This window comes from Pedobacter sp. GR22-10 (genome assembly GCF_026239715.1).
Classification (GTDB): domain Bacteria; phylum Bacteroidota; class Bacteroidia; order Sphingobacteriales; family Sphingobacteriaceae; genus Pedobacter.
The window spans coordinates 1,299,721-1,317,071 of sequence record NZ_JAPIVR010000001.1; the positions used below are offsets into that span (position 1 = coordinate 1,299,721).

18 protein-coding genes and 1 tRNA gene are annotated in these 17,351 nt (G+C 38.9%); 7 read left to right on the top strand and 12 right to left on the bottom strand.

Features of this window, described 5'->3' with window-relative positions:
• Positions 1–130: 130 nt before the first annotated feature.
• From OQX64_RS05530 to OQX64_RS05545, 4 genes are all read right to left on the bottom strand, one after another.
• Positions 131–832, bottom strand: a complete 702-nt coding sequence (locus OQX64_RS05530) for an L-ribulose-5-phosphate 4-epimerase (RefSeq protein WP_265817972.1) — start codon at positions 830–832, stop codon at positions 131–133.
• Complete coding sequence (locus tag OQX64_RS05535) at positions 829–2,529, bottom strand: ribulokinase (RefSeq protein ID WP_088301581.1); 1,701 nt, start codon at positions 2,527–2,529, stop codon at positions 829–831. Before OQX64_RS05535 ends, OQX64_RS05530 begins: the two co-directional genes overlap by 4 nt.
• A gap of 213 nt (positions 2,530–2,742) precedes the next feature.
• A complete protein-coding gene (locus tag OQX64_RS05540) occupies positions 2,743–3,123 on the bottom strand; it encodes a DUF4260 domain-containing protein (RefSeq protein ID WP_265817973.1) in 381 nt (126 codons plus the stop codon).
• A gap of 62 nt (positions 3,124–3,185) precedes the next feature.
• A complete protein-coding gene (locus OQX64_RS05545; protein WP_088301582.1) occupies positions 3,186–3,755 on the bottom strand; it encodes a Crp/Fnr family transcriptional regulator in 570 nt (189 codons plus the stop codon).
• A 422-nt stretch (positions 3,756–4,177) separates the two neighbouring features.
• On the opposite strand from OQX64_RS05545, the gene OQX64_RS05550 reads away from it, so the two are divergent.
• Both OQX64_RS05550 and OQX64_RS05555 read left to right on the top strand, forming a co-directional pair.
• Positions 4,178–5,017, top strand: coding sequence for a PRC-barrel domain-containing protein (locus OQX64_RS05550; RefSeq protein WP_265817974.1), 840 nt, complete (start codon positions 4,178–4,180; stop codon positions 5,015–5,017).
• Between the two features lie 205 nt (positions 5,018–5,222).
• The gene (locus tag OQX64_RS05555; protein WP_265817975.1) at positions 5,223–6,002 is read left to right on the top strand and encodes an NIPSNAP family protein; all 780 of its coding nucleotides are present in this window, start codon (positions 5,223–5,225) and stop codon (positions 6,000–6,002) included.
• Between the two features lie 148 nt (positions 6,003–6,150).
• Here OQX64_RS05555 and OQX64_RS05560 read toward each other — a convergent pair whose 3' ends face one another.
• Complete coding sequence (locus tag OQX64_RS05560; protein WP_265817976.1) at positions 6,151–8,028, bottom strand: patatin-like phospholipase family protein; 1,878 nt, start codon at positions 8,026–8,028, stop codon at positions 6,151–6,153.
• Between the two features lie 526 nt (positions 8,029–8,554).
• Here OQX64_RS05560 and OQX64_RS05565 point away from each other — a divergent pair.
• Both OQX64_RS05565 and OQX64_RS05570 read left to right on the top strand, forming a co-directional pair.
• Positions 8,555–9,178 carry a hypothetical protein gene (locus OQX64_RS05565; RefSeq protein WP_265817977.1) on the top strand — a complete coding sequence of 208 codons (624 nt, stop codon included), beginning with the start codon at positions 8,555–8,557 and terminating at the stop codon, positions 9,176–9,178.
• Positions 9,179–9,503: 325 nt separating this feature from the next.
• Entirely contained in the window at positions 9,504–9,671 is a 168-nt protein-coding gene (locus OQX64_RS05570; protein ID WP_172406511.1) for a hypothetical protein, read from the top strand.
• Positions 9,672–9,963: 292 nt separating this feature from the next.
• Here OQX64_RS05570 and OQX64_RS05575 read toward each other — a convergent pair.
• From OQX64_RS05575 to OQX64_RS05595, 5 genes are all read right to left on the bottom strand, one after another.
• Positions 9,964–10,048, bottom strand: a tRNA-Ser gene (locus tag OQX64_RS05575).
• A gap of 95 nt (positions 10,049–10,143) precedes the next feature.
• Positions 10,144–11,133 (bottom strand): YihY/virulence factor BrkB family protein, encoded by a 990-nt coding sequence (locus OQX64_RS05580; protein ID WP_265817978.1) that lies wholly within the window; start codon positions 11,131–11,133, stop codon positions 10,144–10,146.
• A 4-nt stretch (positions 11,134–11,137) separates the two neighbouring features.
• Entirely contained in the window at positions 11,138–11,551 is a 414-nt protein-coding gene (locus tag OQX64_RS05585; protein WP_088301587.1) for an acyl-CoA thioesterase, read from the bottom strand.
• A complete protein-coding gene (gene mltG / locus OQX64_RS05590) occupies positions 11,551–12,606 on the bottom strand; it encodes an endolytic transglycosylase MltG (protein WP_265817979.1) in 1,056 nt (351 codons plus the stop codon). The genes OQX64_RS05585 and mltG overlap by 1 nt, the downstream gene beginning before the upstream one ends.
• A gap of 17 nt (positions 12,607–12,623) precedes the next feature.
• Positions 12,624–13,394 carry a PASTA domain-containing protein gene (locus tag OQX64_RS05595; RefSeq protein ID WP_088301589.1) on the bottom strand — a complete coding sequence of 257 codons (771 nt, stop codon included), beginning with the start codon at positions 13,392–13,394 and terminating at the stop codon, positions 12,624–12,626.
• Between the two features lie 198 nt (positions 13,395–13,592).
• Between OQX64_RS05595 and OQX64_RS05600 the strand changes: the two genes are divergently transcribed.
• The 3 genes from OQX64_RS05600 (at position 13,593) to OQX64_RS05610 (ending at position 15,684) form a co-directional block, all read left to right on the top strand.
• Positions 13,593–14,579, top strand: a complete 987-nt coding sequence (locus OQX64_RS05600) for a D-alanine--D-alanine ligase (RefSeq protein ID WP_265817980.1) — start codon at positions 13,593–13,595, stop codon at positions 14,577–14,579.
• Positions 14,580–14,602: 23 nt separating this feature from the next.
• Positions 14,603–15,187, top strand: a complete 585-nt coding sequence (locus OQX64_RS05605) for a Crp/Fnr family transcriptional regulator (RefSeq protein ID WP_265817981.1) — start codon at positions 14,603–14,605, stop codon at positions 15,185–15,187.
• Between the two features lie 89 nt (positions 15,188–15,276).
• Entirely contained in the window at positions 15,277–15,684 is a 408-nt protein-coding gene (locus OQX64_RS05610) for a DUF983 domain-containing protein (RefSeq protein WP_265817982.1), read from the top strand.
• Positions 15,685–15,710: 26 nt separating this feature from the next.
• On the opposite strand, the gene OQX64_RS05615 is transcribed toward OQX64_RS05610, so the two are convergent.
• On the bottom strand, positions 15,711–16,457 hold the full coding sequence (locus tag OQX64_RS05615; protein WP_265817983.1) for a copper homeostasis protein CutC: 747 nt from the start codon (positions 16,455–16,457) through the stop codon (positions 15,711–15,713).
• A 10-nt stretch (positions 16,458–16,467) separates the two neighbouring features.
• Positions 16,468–17,343, bottom strand: coding sequence for a YegJ family protein (locus OQX64_RS05620; protein ID WP_265817984.1), 876 nt, complete (start codon positions 17,341–17,343; stop codon positions 16,468–16,470).
• Positions 17,344–17,351: the final 8 nt, after the last annotated feature.

The window sequence follows — 17,351 nt, forward strand, 5'->3', positions numbered from 1 at the left end:
AATCGATTGAAAACTTCAGACTAAGTATTCAATTAATGTTTATCAAAATATTGTTTACCCGGAAGTCGGGGCAGGCTGTTGTGCCTCCCCGGAATAACGAATACGAGGTGACTCAAGACTCGAAACTCCCTCAAACCTGTCCGTAATAAGCGCCCGCACCGTGCTTACGCTCGTAATGTTTTTCAATTAATGAATCTTTTAACTTCGGTGCCTGTGGATTGATCTGCTGTGTTAACAGCGCCATTTGTGCCACGGCCTCCAGTACTGCGCTGTTGTAAACAGCTTTCTCTGCATTTTTTCCCCAGGTAAATGGTGCGTGGTTGCCTACCAGGATCATTTCGACCTCTTGGTAACTTAATCCTAAACTTTCAAAATGGTTCATAATCTGGAAGCCGGTTTCGTATTCATAATTGCCTTTAATCATGGCATCATCCATCGGCGGTGCACAAGGAATATCAACAGTTAAGTGATCAGCGTGTGTGGTTCCATAAATCGGAATGGCCCTTTGTGCCTGTGCCCAGGCAGTTCCGTAAGTCGAGTGGGTATGTACCACGCCGCCAATATCTTCCCAATGCTTGTATAAAACAGCATGCGTTTTAGTATCTGATGAGGGACGTAAATTTCCTTCAACGGTATTCCCATCGAAATCCACGATCACCATCTTATCAGGTGACAAATCCTCGTAAGGAACACCACTTGGTTTAATGGCAAAAACGCCTTTAGCACGGTCGGCTGCGCTCACATTTCCAAAAGTAAATAACACCAGACCTAATTTTGGCAATTGCATATTAGCCAGATAAGCCTGCTCTTTTATATCCTGATAGTTGCTCATGACAAATAAGGTTTAACATCCTTTTTATTATATTTTTCCAGGTATCTACCCAGGCCTAAGTAAGCCTGATAGTGTTGGCGATACAATTTCTGCTTTTTAATATCTGGGGTATATTCTTTTTCAAATCCTGTTCCCATGGCGGCCATTGCGGCTTCGATATTGGGGTAGATACCAGCAGCAACTGCGGCGAACATGGCTGCACCTAAGGCGCAGGTGTGCTCAAAACGGTGGATTCTGATTGGCATTTCTAAAACATCAGCCATCATTTGCATAATGTAAGATGATTTTTTGGCTACTCCGCCAATGCCAATAATTCCTTTCACCGGAACGCCTTGTTCTTTAAAGCGATCTACAATGGCTTTTGCACCAAAACAAGTGGCAGCGGCCAAAGCACGGAAAAACCGGGGGGCATCGGTACCTAAACCAAGCCCTGTGATGGCACCTTTAAGCTCCTGATTGGCATCCGGTGTTCTTCTTCCATTTAACCAGTCGATGGCTAACTCAGCATAATCATCATCATCCAGCGCATCAGCCTGTTTGCTCAGGTTAGCAATGATTTTGCTTTCCAGTTCATCTTTCAAAGCGATTGCCGTAGCTTCATCAATTATATTAGATTCGGTAAGTAAATGGTTTAAAGGCCAGCTGATTAAATTTTTAAACCAGGCATAAACATCGCCAAAAGCAGATTGACCGGCTTCTAAACCCGCCATACCCGGAATTACCGAACCGTTCACCTGTCCGCAGATTCCGCTAATCAATTTACCATCTAAATCCTGATTAGGTGCTACCAAAATATCACAGGTACTGGTACCCATCACTTTACTCAGGTAATAAGGTTCAATCTGACCGCCTACGGCACCCATATGTGCATCGAAAGCACCAACGCCGATGACCACATCCGTTTTTAAGCCAAGCTTATCTGCCCATTCATGGCTCAAAGTTCCTGCAGAAACATCGGAGGTATAAGTATCCGCAAAAAGTTTTTCTCTAAAGTCAGCTAAAAGCGGATCCAGGCTGCTGAAAAAACTTTCCGGAGGTAAACCATCAAATTCTTCTGCCCATAAAGCTTTATGTCCGGCAGCGCAGCGGCTGCGTTTCATGGTGGCGATGTCATTCCCTCCGGTTAGTAAGAAAGGAATCCAATCACAATGCTCTACCCATGATTCGGTACTGTTTTTAACGGCAGCATCTATTCTGAAAATCCGCAGTAACTTAGACCAAAACCATTCTGATGAATAAATTCCACCAACATATTTTAGATAATTGACCGGAAAATTTTTAGCGTGATCATTAATTTCAGCCGCTTCTTTAACTGCGGTATGATCTTTCCAAAGCACAAACATGGCATTTGGATTTTCTTCAAAACCCGGTGTTAAGGCTAAGGGAGTTCCTGATGCATCAACAGCAACCGGGCTAGATCCAGTTGTATCAATGGAAATTCCTTTCACTAAATGTGCAATTTCAGCTCCTCCTGCTTTTGCCAAACAATCTTTAATGGTGTGGGTTAAGCCTTCAATATAATCTAAAGGATGTTGTCTGAATTGATTGATGGACGGCTTACAATATAAACCTTTTTGCCATCGTGGGTAAAGAAAAACGGAAGCCGAAATCTCTTTTCCATTAGCGGTATCTACTAAAACAGACCGAACAGAATCCGTCCCGTAATCAACCCCAATTACATAGTTTGCTGTGCTCATAACAATAAATAATCGTCTAATTAACGTTTATTTATCCGGATTATAAAATTTTATGAAAATTTGTTAAAAAAAATATAAGTAAACATTCAACAGGTGGAAATAACAATATTGAAAACGACCCGGATTTTAGGGAACAATTACATCTTCATCCATTAAATGGTTTACTTATATCTATTAATCTTTTAAAAAATGGCTGATTTAGACCGAAAAATTTTATTGCCCTTTTCCTATCCAGCCTGAACTGGTATGTTTGAAATTATCTGAAAACTTTAGTCCGTAACCCAACATGCGGTCAAAAGATGAATGTGCGGCTAATAGTAAGCCTATTGAAATAAGAATATCCATGTGCATCATAAAGCCTGCCGCCAGCAAGCCTATTGCTACAGCACGGTGGTGGAACAAGTTGTACGTGAAAGCACCTATGCGGGAATTTACCAGATAACCCAGCATTGAAAGGTCAGGTGCAAAAAAGAGCAATACCCAGAGCCAAACAGATAATCCCAGATGATATTTCGTTAAGAAATAAATAGCAACCGCGGTTATAGCTGCTTCTTCAATTTTGATAACGACAGCCATCGTTTTTTCGTGATTCATGACAATGATTTTTGATTCCCTTAAATATACAACTGAAACTTCGGCACTGCGCTTGACAAAAATCAAGAAACCATTTTTCTGCGTATACGGCTAAAGGTTTCAGGTGTCATGCCTAGCATGGACGCCAGATATTGAAGCGGAACCTGGTTAAAAAGCTCACGATTTTCACTAAAGAATTTTTGATAACGCTTCTCGGCAGTCATGGAGATAAGGTCTAAAATACGATTCTCCATCATTACAAAACATTTACCCATGAACAGTTTTTCAAATTCATGCCATTTGGACACCAGTCTTCCGATAGTAACGTATGTTTCATAATCAATTGTGTATAAATGCGTTTCTGTTAAAGCCTGGATATCAAAGCGGGATGTTTCGCGAAACATGAAACCCCGGAGATCGGTCATAAAATATCCAGCTGTACCTATCCACTGGGTAACTTCTTTGTCTAATAGGTTCACAAAAACCCTTAAAATGCCGCTTTTTATAAAACTAAGTTTATTGCAGGACTTCCCGGTTTGTAAAAAATAGCTTCCCTTTTCCACTACTTCCGGTTTAAATAATTCGCTCACTTTTTGGCATTCATCAGCACTAATGCCGAAATGGTGATTGATATAACTTTCAAGTTCGTTCATTTATTTCATTTAAGTGATGATAAAGATCGACAATATGGGCTGATACTAAACAGCTAATTAGGTAAAATATGTTACATGCCAAAAATGGAAATTCCTAAAACCAGTTTCCTTATAAAGGTATGCTAAGTCTTTCTATAATAATTCTTTGGCGGTTCAATGTTTACACGCGTTGGTTGATCATCTGTTATTTTCTTTACGCTTAACGATAAATAGGTTTTGAAATATTTAAAATATAGTAGCTCTTTTTATCTTAGGAGAGAACTTAAGAAACTTAATGCACTCATCTATCTGTAATTTTATGATGATTAAACTAGTGCGAACAGACGTTTTTCAAAATTCCTCAGCTTTCACAAACAAAACCATTTCCTTACGCTGTTGTTTGAGAGAAGAGGGAAAGTGAATTCCCGCAAAATAAATAAATTATGAATTCAGGAATTATTGAATATGTTAACCTCGAGGAATTATCTAAGGGCGATTATAAGTTGATTGATGGTGAAACGGATATTACAGGTTGGTCGGTAAAGGATGGAAATGATAGGCAGGTTGGTAAAGTCAGAGACATGTTATTTGACCCGGTGCAAAATGCTATCCGATATATCATCATTGATCTTGACCAGTCAATTTCTGGTGATGATGAAAAAGCAATACTGATTCCCATTGGTTACGCAAACCTCACAAATAATAAAAAAGAAGTGATTTTACCGGAAATGGTGGAAAGCCAATTTATTGCTATGCCGCGTTATATTATCGGTGAGGTAACCAGAGATACCGAAATGCAAATCAGATCAGCAATAGCAGGTTCGCCTGTATTAGATATGGAAGAAGAACCAGTTGAGACAGTCCATGCTGAGTTTTATCGGCATCATCATTTCGATAGAGGCAATGTTACCGCTATGCCTAATGCTACGGAAAATACAACTATGAATGAACTATTTACGCAACCTACAGCAGAAGCAGAGACTATTCCTGAAATTACTGATACAATTGAAACGACAAATATTTCAGAGGTGGACAATGAAATACATTCAGCTACTACACTTCAGGAGTTTTCAATTGATACTCAAGATGGAACTTTTGGCATTGAGCCCCAGGAAAATGGCACCTATCGAATCTTTGATAAGGAAAAGAAGATTGGTTTAATATATGCGGAACCAGGTGAGCAGGGTTTACGCTGGCGCACAATGGATCAGTTAGGCGACCGATTTGTTACGATGATTGGCGAGGCAATAAGAGTACATAACGATTCACAAGGTAATTTATAGGCTTAGATTTAATGGCAGCTGAGAAAAACAGTTGCCATTAAATAATGACCAAAATTATGATAACAGGTATTACATATAAATTAACTAGATAAGCTTTTTTATCCATATTATACATTAAATTTCGACTTTACCACTTTCAAAGCTTTATCTAAAATTAATCGTCTGTTGCTGACTTCATATCGTTAATCTCAAATTATTTCTCATCATGACAATATTTAAGTCTTCACTTATAAAGCTGATTTTCAGTGCCGCTATTGTATTTATGTACAATTTGTCCTTTGCCGCTAAACCTGCATATTATTATCAGATTAAGATTTATCATCTCAAAGATGCGGCACAGGAAAAAACAGTCGACCATTATCTGGAAAATGCTTATTTGCCTGCATTACACCGGCAAGGAATTTCAGGTATCGGCGTATTCAAACCCATTCAAAAGGATTCTGCTGAGCTACTGATTTACGTATTGATCCCGTTCAGGAAAATTGAAAATTACCTGAAAATAGAGCAGGCATTGCAAAAAGACCAGACTTACCTCAGCGCAGGAAATGACTATTTAAATACAGCATTCAATCAGGCGCCTTTTTTGCGTATAGAATCAATTATTTTAAAAGCTTTTGAAGGTATGCCTTCTCCTGCGGTACCGAAATTAACATCGCCCAAAGCAGAAAGGGTGTACGAACTCAGAAGTTATGAAGCCAGTACCGAGAAACTTTCATTAAATAAAATTGCCATGTTCAATGAATTGGAGATCAGTATTTTTAATAAACTTAATTTCAATGCGGTATTCTACGGTCAGGTCATCTCTGGAAGCAAAATGCCCAACCTGATGTACATGACAACCTTTAATAACAAGGCTGATCGCGATAATCACTGGACTGCATTCGGACCGGAGTACAAAAAGATCAGCGGATTACCACAGTATCAGAACAATGTCTCAAAAAATGTAACAACCTTTCTTTATCCAACAGATTACTCCGATATCTAATTTATAACCTACTTATTTTCTAAAATCTGGAAAATGCGATACAGCATCCGGATTTGACTTAAACCGATCAGGGAGATAAATTTTAATATCAAATGGCTATTCTTTTTTTTGAACAATTTAGTTAGCTGATTGCAAGTCGTTAAGTGCTTCAATCTTTAAGTTGATCAAAGAGAAAATACGGATTTTCTTTAAAATGAATAAAATCACGTTCCAGCAGGCTTTTTAAATGTGTAAGTTCAGCCTGATGAGCAGGGTCTACGGCAACATTTTTCCTTTCCAGCGAAATCACATATTCGAGCAGATTTGCACAGGTGGTAAACTGCCCGGTGCTGACAATTTTTTTAAGCACGTCACCTTTCACCTGAATGGCATCAAACCAGAGGGTGGTATCAGCTGAACGGGCGATTTCGGCTATGGGATTAATTTTTTCGAGACCTTCCAGCAGGAGCTGTTTATCAGCCGGTGTAGGCAGCCATTTTAAACGTTTTTGGTTTTTAAACCGGTTGTGCCTGGCGGCTATATTATAAGTACTTAACTCGTAAATAAAATTGGGCACCCGCCTGTTATCCCATCTCGAATCTTCGAAAAATATCTGGTAAATCAGCCGCCTGACCTGCTTTAAGTTAACGTCTGATACCATCGTCACTGCGGAAGTTAACCTGGCTTTGATCATTTGCTCAAGTACATTCAATCGGGTGAACTGCAGGTAACCAGCCAGTTTATCGGTAATAATGGCGGAGAAAAACTTTTGAAGGCCGAGTTTAATGTAAAGCAATTCCCTTAAATCAAAAGTAATGAGGCTATTGATCAGTTTTTTACCTGTTGATGAATATACCATCATACTACTTAGAACAGTGAGAGTAGCGGTAGCACTGGCTAAAATGATCAACAGTAAATTTATTTCTGAATGTTTGAAAATCCATCCCATTGCGGCCAAAATGATACAGGTAAAGCCAAACAGCAGGGGATAACGGTTAATGTTTTTTGCCGTCTTTTTAAATTTGTTGAGATAGTAATTCAGGCTGTTTTCTCTCCAGCCCTGCTTTTGTTCGATCACCGGAGACTCATAACTGTCCATAAAATAACTGGCTACATCGGTAACGATGATCAGGTCGAATGGGTCAGGTTTTACCCTGTTACGTCTTTTTTTATCAGCCAGCATCAGGCTGGAAAGTCCCTGGTTATCCGTGATTCCGCCATCCATCAATGCTACAGTGTTGATATGACTATCCTTTTCCTCTTGAGCAGTTAGGCCACCTTCCGGTACAAACGACAGCGGGAAGCTTTTTTCATTATAATTTTCATAATAAAGTGCTGATCTTAATGCTGCTGTATTTAATGTTTTTTCCGGAGAATCAGCATAACTGAAATCAGACGGGTAAACAATGGGTTCAAAGCCAATTGGAAAACAGGAAGAAGCGGCCAGCACGTCACCTAATTTGATCTTTTTAAAGGTTTCCAGCTGCTTATGATTAAACCAGAGGTAATTATTCCCAATGACCTGATGTGGATTGTCTGTTCCATCCGTCTGAAAACGAAAACTAAGCCCCCGGTAAAATTCAGTACTATTGAAGCAAACTTCCATCTTTTTCCTGTAGCTTTTTTCAAAAAAAACAGATAGGGTTTGTTGTTTGAAAAAGATCTCATCATAGGCCTTTGCAAAAGAATTGATCAGGTTTCGCTGTTTGAAGTCAGCACCAGCCTGCCATTGGCTATCATCATTCAGGGTAGTCAAAGCAAGTTCCACTATGGCCTCGCCGTTAAGATCATGATAAAGCTTCCTGTAAAAATCGATAAATGGCTGATCCTGATGTACACCCGCAGCATAAAGCATGGAGGCAATTGTTCCGCCGGAGGCTGAAGAAATGAAGCTGATTCTTTCTGTCAATGATTTTCCATTGCTTTCGAGGTGATTCAGGTAGCTTAAAGTACCCAGGCCGTAAGATGCAGCGCGGAATCCACCGCCTGAAAAGGCCATGGCTATATTTTTGAATGGATTTAATGTGATGAGCGTGTCATTCGTCATTTTAATAAGAAATTGAGTAAGCGTTAATATTTTTAAATAACTGAGAATACATGGATATTCTTAGAACTAAGATAAAAAAATAAGTTGTTTTTTTTGCTGCATCGATAGCTTACATTTTATATTTCATGTGCCGCTATAATTTTACTGTAACCTAATGCCAGGTTATCTGATTGTTTAACAGTTCTTTAAATTAATGGAATAAGGCAGGCTTACATTGTCAATGCATGTATTGCCCATTGACATTTGAATAGAGTATAAGTGATCATAGATATGCTTTATTGATATCATTATATACCAGAAAATAAGTAGAAAAAAAACAACAAATACTGGTATTTATTTACGGGATTTCTTCATCTAGCTTTGTCTCCAATTCATCGTACCATCTAAATTGTATTTAAAATGATTGTCTATCCGGAATTTAACAGATCAGACCTCGGGTGATGCTGTTTGATCGTAAGCTGAAGCTTGTTTTCATCATCTTTAAAACCTATAAATAAAGATTACAAAATGTATAAATATTAATCCTATGAATTTAAAAAGTTTTGTTTTAACCATTGCGATCATTGGTGGTGTTGCCTATCATTCTCTGGCACAGTATAAAGAGCCTGAAGAAAAAGATAAAAAGCAAATCTTCTACCCTGAAGTTGTTTTTGACTCCCTGCAGGCAAAAAAAATGCTGGCTAAAGGAACTGCTACCATAAAAGGTGTGGCTTTTACAAAGGCAAAAAACAATATGGGCTTCAGAGCCGGTGCAAGAATTCTGGCCAATCAGATTAAGGTCGTCTTATTACCGGTTACCCCTTATTTTGAAGCCTGGTACCAACTGAGGAAAGACAAAGAGAATTTTAGAAAGAGGCGTTATGTCTACCTCTCGACAGCGGCTTACATGTACAGGCTGGAAGCCATTACGAACAGCGATGGTAAATTTACTTTTCCGGAAATGAAACCAGGTAAATACTTTTTACAGGGATTTTTAGACTGGACCTCCAACGGCTATTACAATGAGTATACAGGTTCGGGTTACAACAGTTATGGCGGACAAACCAATTATTATCAGCAAAAAAAATATACAGTTGACCACCAGGACAGGATTGAAGAGTTTGTAGAAGTTAAAGAAAATGGAGAAATCGTTAAAGTAAGGTTGCATTAACCTATTTGAAATTTCGCTAAAGAAGCGTTTCTCTTTCTGTAATTCTGATCATCCAAAGGCTTTCATAGTTTTGGATTGATTCAGATATTTTATTTCATTTTGAGATTTTCTGACCAGTTTCTGATTGAGAACTTACCAATACCAGGTTGCCCGATGGCCAATAACATCGTTTTTAATAATTCAGCTCTCAACATCTCTCTGATAACTATTTTGTGCCTTTAAAAATTAGAAATACCCTTCATAAATATTCATTAATTCTTCATTTGATATGTTGAACTTTATTAAACAATCAACAAGATTTATAAACCCATAAATAAAAATCAACATGAAAGCAATTAAAATTTTAATGATCGCCCTGGTAGCTACATTTACATTTAATGCAGTAAATGCGCAAACCAAAGAACCTGTTAAAGCTAAAACCGAAAAAACTCAGGTTAAAAAAGTATCTGCCAAAAAACACCACAAAGCAAAAAAAGCTGCTGTTAAAAAATAATGCATAGCATCAATTTTTAAAGTAAAGCCGTTTCGAAATTAATTTTGAAACGGCTTTTTTATGTGCAGCCCACTCTCACAAGCGACCATTATATTTATATCTTTTTTAAGGTAAATACTGATGTAATGATTCGAGATTAATTTAATAAGGCTTTTAAATAGCAGGTATGCTGCATTTTAGTTTTTTAAGTATGTTCAGACGTTTTTGAAATTCTTTAGATCCAGTGGGAGGGATGAGGATTTTGGAAAATCAGGACAAAAAAAAGAGGGTCTTCGATAAAAGACCCTCCCGGCGGAAAGCGAGGGATTCGAACCCCCGGACCTATGACAGTCAACAGTTTTCAAGACTGCCGCATTCGACCACTCTGCCAGCTTTCCGGAGGCAAAAGTACGAACTCCAGCTAAATCTGCAAACTATGAGGTTGTTTTTTTTATATTAAATTGATAATTGCTTAACACAGAGGAAGAAAAAATTATTTTTTCCGGAAATTTTCATCAATGGGATCACTTTTTTTAAAGAGATTAAAGGTGGGGCGAATAATTTTAACACTGCGCTTACTCACATCAACACTGGCATTCAGCTCAAACCCGATCAATAGAATAAAAGAATTGAGGTATAGCCAGATCATCACTACAATTAAAGTACCAATGGAGCCATAAACCTTGTTATAAGAGCCGAAGTGATTAATGTAAAATGAAAATCCCCAGATGGTAATAAAAGCTAAAATAGTAGCCAGCCATGAACCGGCACTAAACAATCGCCATTTTTTTGCATGAGAAGGGCCGTAACGGTATAAAATCGAAATGGTGATAAAATATAAACCTGCCAGTAAAGCCCAGCGTGTAAACTGAATGGCATAAACCGCCAGGCTAGCCTTTAAATGAAGCTCATCTTTAATGTACTTTAAAAGTACTTCACTTAAAGCCATGGCTGTGATACAGGCGATAATAGACAGGCAGATAAATACGGTTAGTGCCAGCGCAATCAACCGCTGTTTAATCCAGCCCCGGGTTTCGATAATCAGTGACGATTTATTAAAAGCCTTCATCAGGTTTTTCACGCCGTTCGTGGCAAAAAAGATAGCCGATAAAAAACCAAAGGACAATAAACCCGTATTCTGGTTTTTAACAATATCATTCAGCGTAGATTCAAAGGCTTCATATGCATTATGCGGCAAAACAAGCTCAATCAGGCTTAATAACTGATCCTGGAAACCTTTAATCGGAATAAATGGGATCAGTGTAAACAGGAAAATAATACCTGGGAAAATAGCCAGCATAAAACTATAGGCAAGTGACGATGATTTATTCACCAGCGTATCTTTACCTATCTCTTTAAAAAAGAAAGTGGCTACCGTATATAAGGGTAAGGGACTGAAACCAGGCAAAACACAGTTCTTCGTCCACTCGATAAACTTCGCGTAGATGTTTAAATGTAATAACTGCCGGTGTAACCATTCCATTTAATTATGTTGTAAAATGAGGTTGAATCCCATCCATAAAATTCTTTGGCGGATGACAAGGCCTTCTCGTTTCTTTATCTACAAACACCAATGTCGTTTTGCCAATGTTGATCAGTTGTTCAGCTTCATTGTAAATTTCATATTCCACATGTAAACGTACAGTTGGCAATTCTTTTACCAGGCATTTGACGGTTAAAACCTGATTATAGAATGCAGGTTTCAGGAATTTTGATTGTAGTTCCAGTAAAGGAAGCATCACGCCATCAGCTTCCATAGACTCATAAGTAATGCCTGACGAAGCCTCGAAACATTCCGTACGGGCAATTTCATAATACAGGGCGTAATTACCGTGGTGAACCACACCCATCTGATCGGTCTCTGCATATCGGACCTTCACCTTTGTTTCATGTACAAACATTACCTATAGATATTTTTTTTGTTTAATGCCTCACGGTATTTTTTGGCATTGATTTCATGCTGTGCCTTTGTTTCCGCAAAATTATGGTATCCTGAAAAGTCTTCTTTTGCACACATGTAAATGTAATTGTTCTGTTCCCGGTTCAACACTGCATCAATGGCATTAATACTGGGCATCATTATCGGTCCCGGGGGTAAACCAGCATACTTATAGGTATTATATAAAGATTGTACCTGCAATAGCTTTCCGGTTACCCTTTTTACGGTAAAGTCGTTATTGGCAAAAATCACAGTTGGGTCTGCCTGAAGCAAAATACCTTTGTTCAACCGGTTTAAGTAAAGACCAGCGATGACTGGCATTTCTTTGTCGTATAGCGCTTCGGCATCAACAATAGATGCCAAGATATAAACCTGAGTGGGCGTAAGGTTCAGGCTTGCTGCCTTTTGCTTGCGTTCAGGTGTCCAGAATTTTTCATACTCCTTGTGCATCCGCTCAAAAAAATCAACCGGAGCTATATTCCAGTACATTTCATAGGTGTTCGGAATAAACATCGTATAAATATTGTCCTGGTTAAAGCCATATTTGGTAATCAGATCTGTAGAATCCAAAACATTGATAAAACTTAGTGAATCTGCCTCTAAATTACTGGCAAGATAAGCGGCAAAATTTTCTTTCTTCCTGATGTTCTGAAACTTCAGTTTCACTGGTTCCTGGTTGCCCGCTTTAATCAGGTTCACTAAAGTCCGGTTGGTCATGCCTTTTTTAAGGCGATAGCGGCCAGGTTTTAAATTGGCAGCCAGGTTCATTTTCTCCGCGGCAGCGGTAAAAGAAGAGACGCTCTTTAAGATGTTCTTCTTTTGCATTTCAGCGACCAGCTGATCATAATTGCTTCCGGTTTTGACGTATAAATATTTTTGATTCTCAGTAATGTTGGGAGAGAAGTATATCTTGTAAAAATTGAGTGCAAAATAGGCAGCAACCAGCACGATGGCTGCAACGACGGCTAGTATGATTTTTTTTCCGGTACTCATCTTCTTTTTTTCTATTTCAGTCATTTTTTTATAAAGCGTGTTTATGGTTGCTTATTGGATAGCGTAACATTAATTTTTGTGCCGATGGCCACTTTCGTTAAAGAGTCTACCGGCATTGGGTCTTGTTTGATAATAACCGCGTTAGCACTGTCGGTAATGTCGCCTTCATAAAGAATATTTCCTAAAGTTAGGTTAGAACCTTTTAAACTAAACTTAGCTTCATCAACGGTTAAACCTGTTAGTTGTGGAATATCAACCTCTTCATTACCACGACCGTCGCCCAGCACCAGGTTAATTCTGGAGCCAACAGGAACAATATCGCCAGGCTGTATAGGTTGTCCGCCAAAAGTAGCTTCCAATACCACATCCCGGCTCACATCGGGTTTATAGGTGGTATCACCTAATTTAAGTCTTGAACTTTCAATAACGGCTTGTGCCTCCCTTAAGGTTTTAAAGGCAATATCCGGAAACTTGGTGTTTGGAATCTTACCAGCATTGATGGTTAAATAAATGGTCCGGTTGTCTTTTACAAAAGTATTCGGATCAGGATCCTGGTCAATCACAATCCCGGCCGGCTGATCCATAATAAATACAGAATCGACCTCATATTTTAACCCGGCATCTTCCAGTTTACGTACGGCCTGTTCAAAAGATAGACCTTTAACCAGCGGAACATTCAAGCCTTGGCCATGTTTGGTATAGTACCGCAAACTGAAAAAAGCAACGAGCAGGAGGCCCACAACGGTTAAAAGTGCAGCTATAATGTTAGTCCTGAAGGATTTGGTTTTTAAATATGCTATAAATTTAGACATGAATATTAAATTCTGGTGTTTGCGTAAAAATCAAATGTAATCATTAAAGAGTGAATGAATCTTTCCGGCGTTTTGAAAGCAATAATCACACCATTAATCCTTGATTCAATTCATCAATTATTAAACTTTGCACAAAGATATTTATATTTTTGGGGATATATTTAGAATCAAATTCAATTTATACTTAAGAATTTCCTCATGAAAAAAACGATTGCCTTGTTAACAGGCGGTACCACAGGCGAATGGGTTGTTTCTGTAAAAAGTGCAGCCACTATTTCGCATCATATTGATGCTGATTTATATGATGTTTATAAAATAATGCTTAATGACCATGGCTGGTTTTATGAGCCGGCCGATTCTGTTAAAATTGAAATTGACCGGAATGACTTTTCGCTTAGCATAGAAGGGAGGAAGATTAAATTTGATGGTGTTTTCATTGCCATTCATGGCTCACCGGGTGAGGATGGAAAATTACAGGGTTATTTTGATATGCTTCATATTCCTTATACCACCTGCGATGCTTTAACGTCTGCCATCACCATGAACAAAGGATATACAAAAGCCGTTGTTCATGATATTGATGATTTGTATACCGCTAAATCTGTTCAGATTTTTAAAGGCAGTCATTACGATCTTGGCCAAATCAGGCAGGATTTAAAATTACCATACTTTGTAAAACCAAACAGTGGAGGCAGCAGCATTGGGATGAGTAAGGTAAAACGTACGGAAGATCTTGAAGATGCGGTAGAAAAGGCCTTTAAAGAAGATCCCCAGGTATTAATTGAAGAATTTGTGAGTGGCAGGGAATTTTCAATCGGGGTATACAGTGCCAAAGGTGAGGTAACCGTATTGCCTACTACCGAAGTGATACCGGCCAATGAGTTTTTTGATTTCGAGGCCAAATACACGCCTGGTGCTGCTGAAGAAATTACCCCAGGAAACATGAATGAAGAGGAATATTCGAGGGTTCACCGCATCATTAAAGCGATATATAAAAAACTGAATTGCAGGGGAGTGGTTCGGATAGATTATTTCCTGGAACATGAAACCGGTAAGTTCTATTTTATTGAGATCAATACCATTCCCGGACAAACGGCTACCAGTTTCATTCCGCAGCAGGTTGCAGCAATGGGTATATCCCTGAAAGAATTTTATACCGGCCTGTTAAAAGAAACCATTGGTTAGGTTAATCTTAAAAGAATGATCTGATGGAAATCCAGAGGCTTACAGACAAAGGCTTTCCCACAAAAACCTTCCAGAAGGATGCCATCATTTATGAACCCGGCATGCAACCGCGCTACGTCTATTTCATTCAATCGGGCGAAGTGCGGATGGTGACCATCAGCGATGATGGAAAGGAATTTATTCAGGGTGTATTTAAGGCCGGTCAGTATTTTGGAGAACCTGCATTGCTGATTGACAAGCCTTACCTGGCTTTTACAATTGTGAATAAGGTTTCACGGATCATCCAGGTGAACAGGCAGGATTTTTTTGCTTTAATTGAAAATGAACCGGATTTCAGCATGTCACTAATTAAAACACTGAGCAGGCGTTTATTCTATAAATCGATGATGCTGGAAGAACTGGCCAATGAAAAAGCAGAGCATCGATTGTTGACTATTATTAATTACCTGCTACCTGATGTAGTTGTTGGCGCACCGCTAAAGGTTACAAGGCAGGAACTTGCAGACATGACCGGACTAAGGGTAGAAACTGTCATCAGAGGTGTAAAACTGTTATCTAAAAAAGGATTAATTTCATTGTCTCGCGGTAAGATCATACGATTAGAGTAACATTTTTATCAGGTCGCTTTAGGAATATGATGCAGATCATAAATCGGGGCCGATATTAGCTTTAAATTTGTATAATTAATAAATACAATATGGCTGATTTAACAAGTTTCCAGGCTTTTAGACAATGTAAGTGTCCACGTTGCCGCAAAGGAGATATCTTCACAGGCAGTGCTTATTCGTACAAACTACAGAAAACCAATATTTATTGCCCGCATTGCAATCTCAAATTTGAACGTGAACCAGGCTTTTTTTATGTAGCGATGTTTGTGAGTTATGCGATGAATGTTGCTGAAATTATTACCATTGGCGTAGCGTCTTATGTATTAGGCCTTCCCCTAATTTATGAAAACCTGTGGTATTACGTGGGATTGATCCTTTTTGGGGTATTGCTTTGTTCACCGATTAATTACCGGTATTCGAGGGTGATTTTACTTCACTACCTGACTCCCGGTTTGCATTACGTTCCCGGAAGCGGTGATTTAATCCAAAAGGTATAAACCAAGTCTGGTTATATTGAATTTACTTATGGATTTAAATTTTCAAGTTGTGTAACCAGTTCTCTTACTTTTTCTTCAGCCGTTAATTCATATTGATATTCATCTTCAATACTGCCCATTTTAGCTGTTGTATTAAGGTATGCCATCTTACTTTTTACCCATACTTTGGCTGAAGCATGAAATTCGGTAGCACCTGTTCTGGCATAAAGCTCCTGAATATTGGCAGCATGAATACCCGCACCAGGCATGATGGTAATCCTTCCATTTGCCTGTTTAACCAATCTGGCCAATTGATCCATACCGGAAAAAGCAGATGCGGCACCTCCGGACGATAGTACCCTCACAATGCCCATTTCAATCAGATCTTCCAGGGCCTTCTCCATATCATTACACATATCAAAAGCCCTATGAAAGGCTACCTGCATCGGCTTGGCCAGTTCAATTAATTCCCGGCACCTGGATAGGTCTATACTGCCATCTGCGTTTAGTATTCCGATTACGATCCCCTCACAGTTTAATGATTTACAGATTAGGATATCCTCCTTCATCAAATTAAACTCTGTTTGGGTATACAGAAAATCACCACCCCGCGGACGTATAATTGGCCATATGGCAATATTTAGTTGCTGTTTTGCCAGTTTAATCTGTCCATAACTTGGTGTAGTACCACCTTCAGCTAAATTATCGCAAAGCTCTACCCGTTTGGCACCACCTAACTGTGCAGCCAGGGCAGAGGTATAAGAGTTTGCACAAACTTCTAAAATACCAGGCATGTTTTTAAGGTTATGCTTCATTTACCGGACCAAGAACCTTCCATCCGGAAGCAGATTTATAGGTATTTAATTTTTCAACTGATACACCTCCATCCGGAAACCAGCAAACCTCTGTAATGGTATAATGGGTATCATCAATTTTGTCTCTTATTGGAAATGCATGTTGCAAATCTGAGAAATTCGGAAAGCCATGCTCCTGAATATGATTGATGAACGAAAGCTCCAGTACCTCGGCGGTATTGGCAATCATTTCTTCATCAGTTTCCATAGATAATTTGGACAGCATCATTTTAGCTTCTTCGTAAAAATCTTTACAGGCAAGTGCGGCATCCAGATTCTGATTGTTATAAGCTTTTTCGAGCGAAAGAATAGCGCCTTCCGGGGTATTAAAATCAGTTCTGAAATGGTCAACACCTTCATCTATATACAAACCAATGCTTTCGTCAAACTGTGCTTTATCCACATCTGGGATAGAATCTCTGATGGCCCGGATGGTATAACCACCAATCAGCCTGCCCTGTTCGATAATCATCCAGTCTGAAATATAATTTCGATCAACGCCTATTTTCTGGTCAGCCTTTACAGTTTTCACATCAACAGGTACATTACCTACCACGCCAAACAAATTACCCGATTCATCGAAACTGGGATCAGTAAGCCAGATATGCTCGCTTATTTCGCCATCCAGAATCTGCACTTTAATGGAAAAACCGGATTGATCACTTTTTGGCTGATTCAGGCTCTCTTCAAAATACCAAAGTGTAAGGTTCGCTTTTTCAATGGCCCATTTCATGCCTTCATCAGCATCAGGAATATAAACCATGCCAGGCTCACCTTTTCGTTCTGCCACATTTTTTTTGCCGAAAATTTTAGATAGGAACCCCATTCTGATAG

Coding starts and splice junctions, on each gene's coding strand:
- OQX64_RS05550 (WP_265817974.1), top strand. CDS start 4,178: ATGAATTCAGGAATTATTGAATATGTTAACCTCGAGGAATTATCTAAG.
- OQX64_RS05555 (WP_265817975.1), top strand. CDS start 5,223: ATGACAATATTTAAGTCTTCACTTATAAAGCTGATTTTCAGTGCCGCT.
- OQX64_RS05620 (WP_265817984.1), bottom strand. CDS start 17,343: ATGGGGTTCCTATCTAAAATTTTCGGCAAAAAAAATGTGGCAGAACGA.
- OQX64_RS05595 (WP_088301589.1), bottom strand. CDS start 13,394: ATGTCTAAATTTATAGCATATTTAAAAACCAAATCCTTCAGGACTAAC.
- OQX64_RS05540 (WP_265817973.1), bottom strand. CDS start 3,123: ATGAATCACGAAAAAACGATGGCTGTCGTTATCAAAATTGAAGAAGCA.
- OQX64_RS05535 (WP_088301581.1), bottom strand. CDS start 2,529: ATGAGCACAGCAAACTATGTAATTGGGGTTGATTACGGGACGGATTCT.
- OQX64_RS05530 (WP_265817972.1), bottom strand. CDS start 832: ATGAGCAACTATCAGGATATAAAAGAGCAGGCTTATCTGGCTAATATG.
- mltG (WP_265817979.1), bottom strand. CDS start 12,606: ATGACTGAAATAGAAAAAAAGAAGATGAGTACCGGAAAAAAAATCATA.
- OQX64_RS05560 (WP_265817976.1), bottom strand. CDS start 8,028: ATGACGAATGACACGCTCATCACATTAAATCCATTCAAAAATATAGCC.
- OQX64_RS05615 (WP_265817983.1), bottom strand. CDS start 16,457: ATGCCTGGTATTTTAGAAGTTTGTGCAAACTCTTATACCTCTGCCCTG.
- OQX64_RS05600 (WP_265817980.1), top strand. CDS start 13,593: ATGAAAAAAACGATTGCCTTGTTAACAGGCGGTACCACAGGCGAATGG.
- OQX64_RS05580 (WP_265817978.1), bottom strand. CDS start 11,133: ATGGAATGGTTACACCGGCAGTTATTACATTTAAACATCTACGCGAAG.
- OQX64_RS05585 (WP_088301587.1), bottom strand. CDS start 11,551: ATGTTTGTACATGAAACAAAGGTGAAGGTCCGATATGCAGAGACCGAT.
- OQX64_RS05605 (WP_265817981.1), top strand. CDS start 14,603: ATGGAAATCCAGAGGCTTACAGACAAAGGCTTTCCCACAAAAACCTTC.
- OQX64_RS05565 (WP_265817977.1), top strand. CDS start 8,555: ATGAATTTAAAAAGTTTTGTTTTAACCATTGCGATCATTGGTGGTGTT.
- OQX64_RS05545 (WP_088301582.1), bottom strand. CDS start 3,755: ATGAACGAACTTGAAAGTTATATCAATCACCATTTCGGCATTAGTGCT.
- OQX64_RS05570 (WP_172406511.1), top strand. CDS start 9,504: ATGAAAGCAATTAAAATTTTAATGATCGCCCTGGTAGCTACATTTACA.
- OQX64_RS05610 (WP_265817982.1), top strand. CDS start 15,277: ATGGCTGATTTAACAAGTTTCCAGGCTTTTAGACAATGTAAGTGTCCA.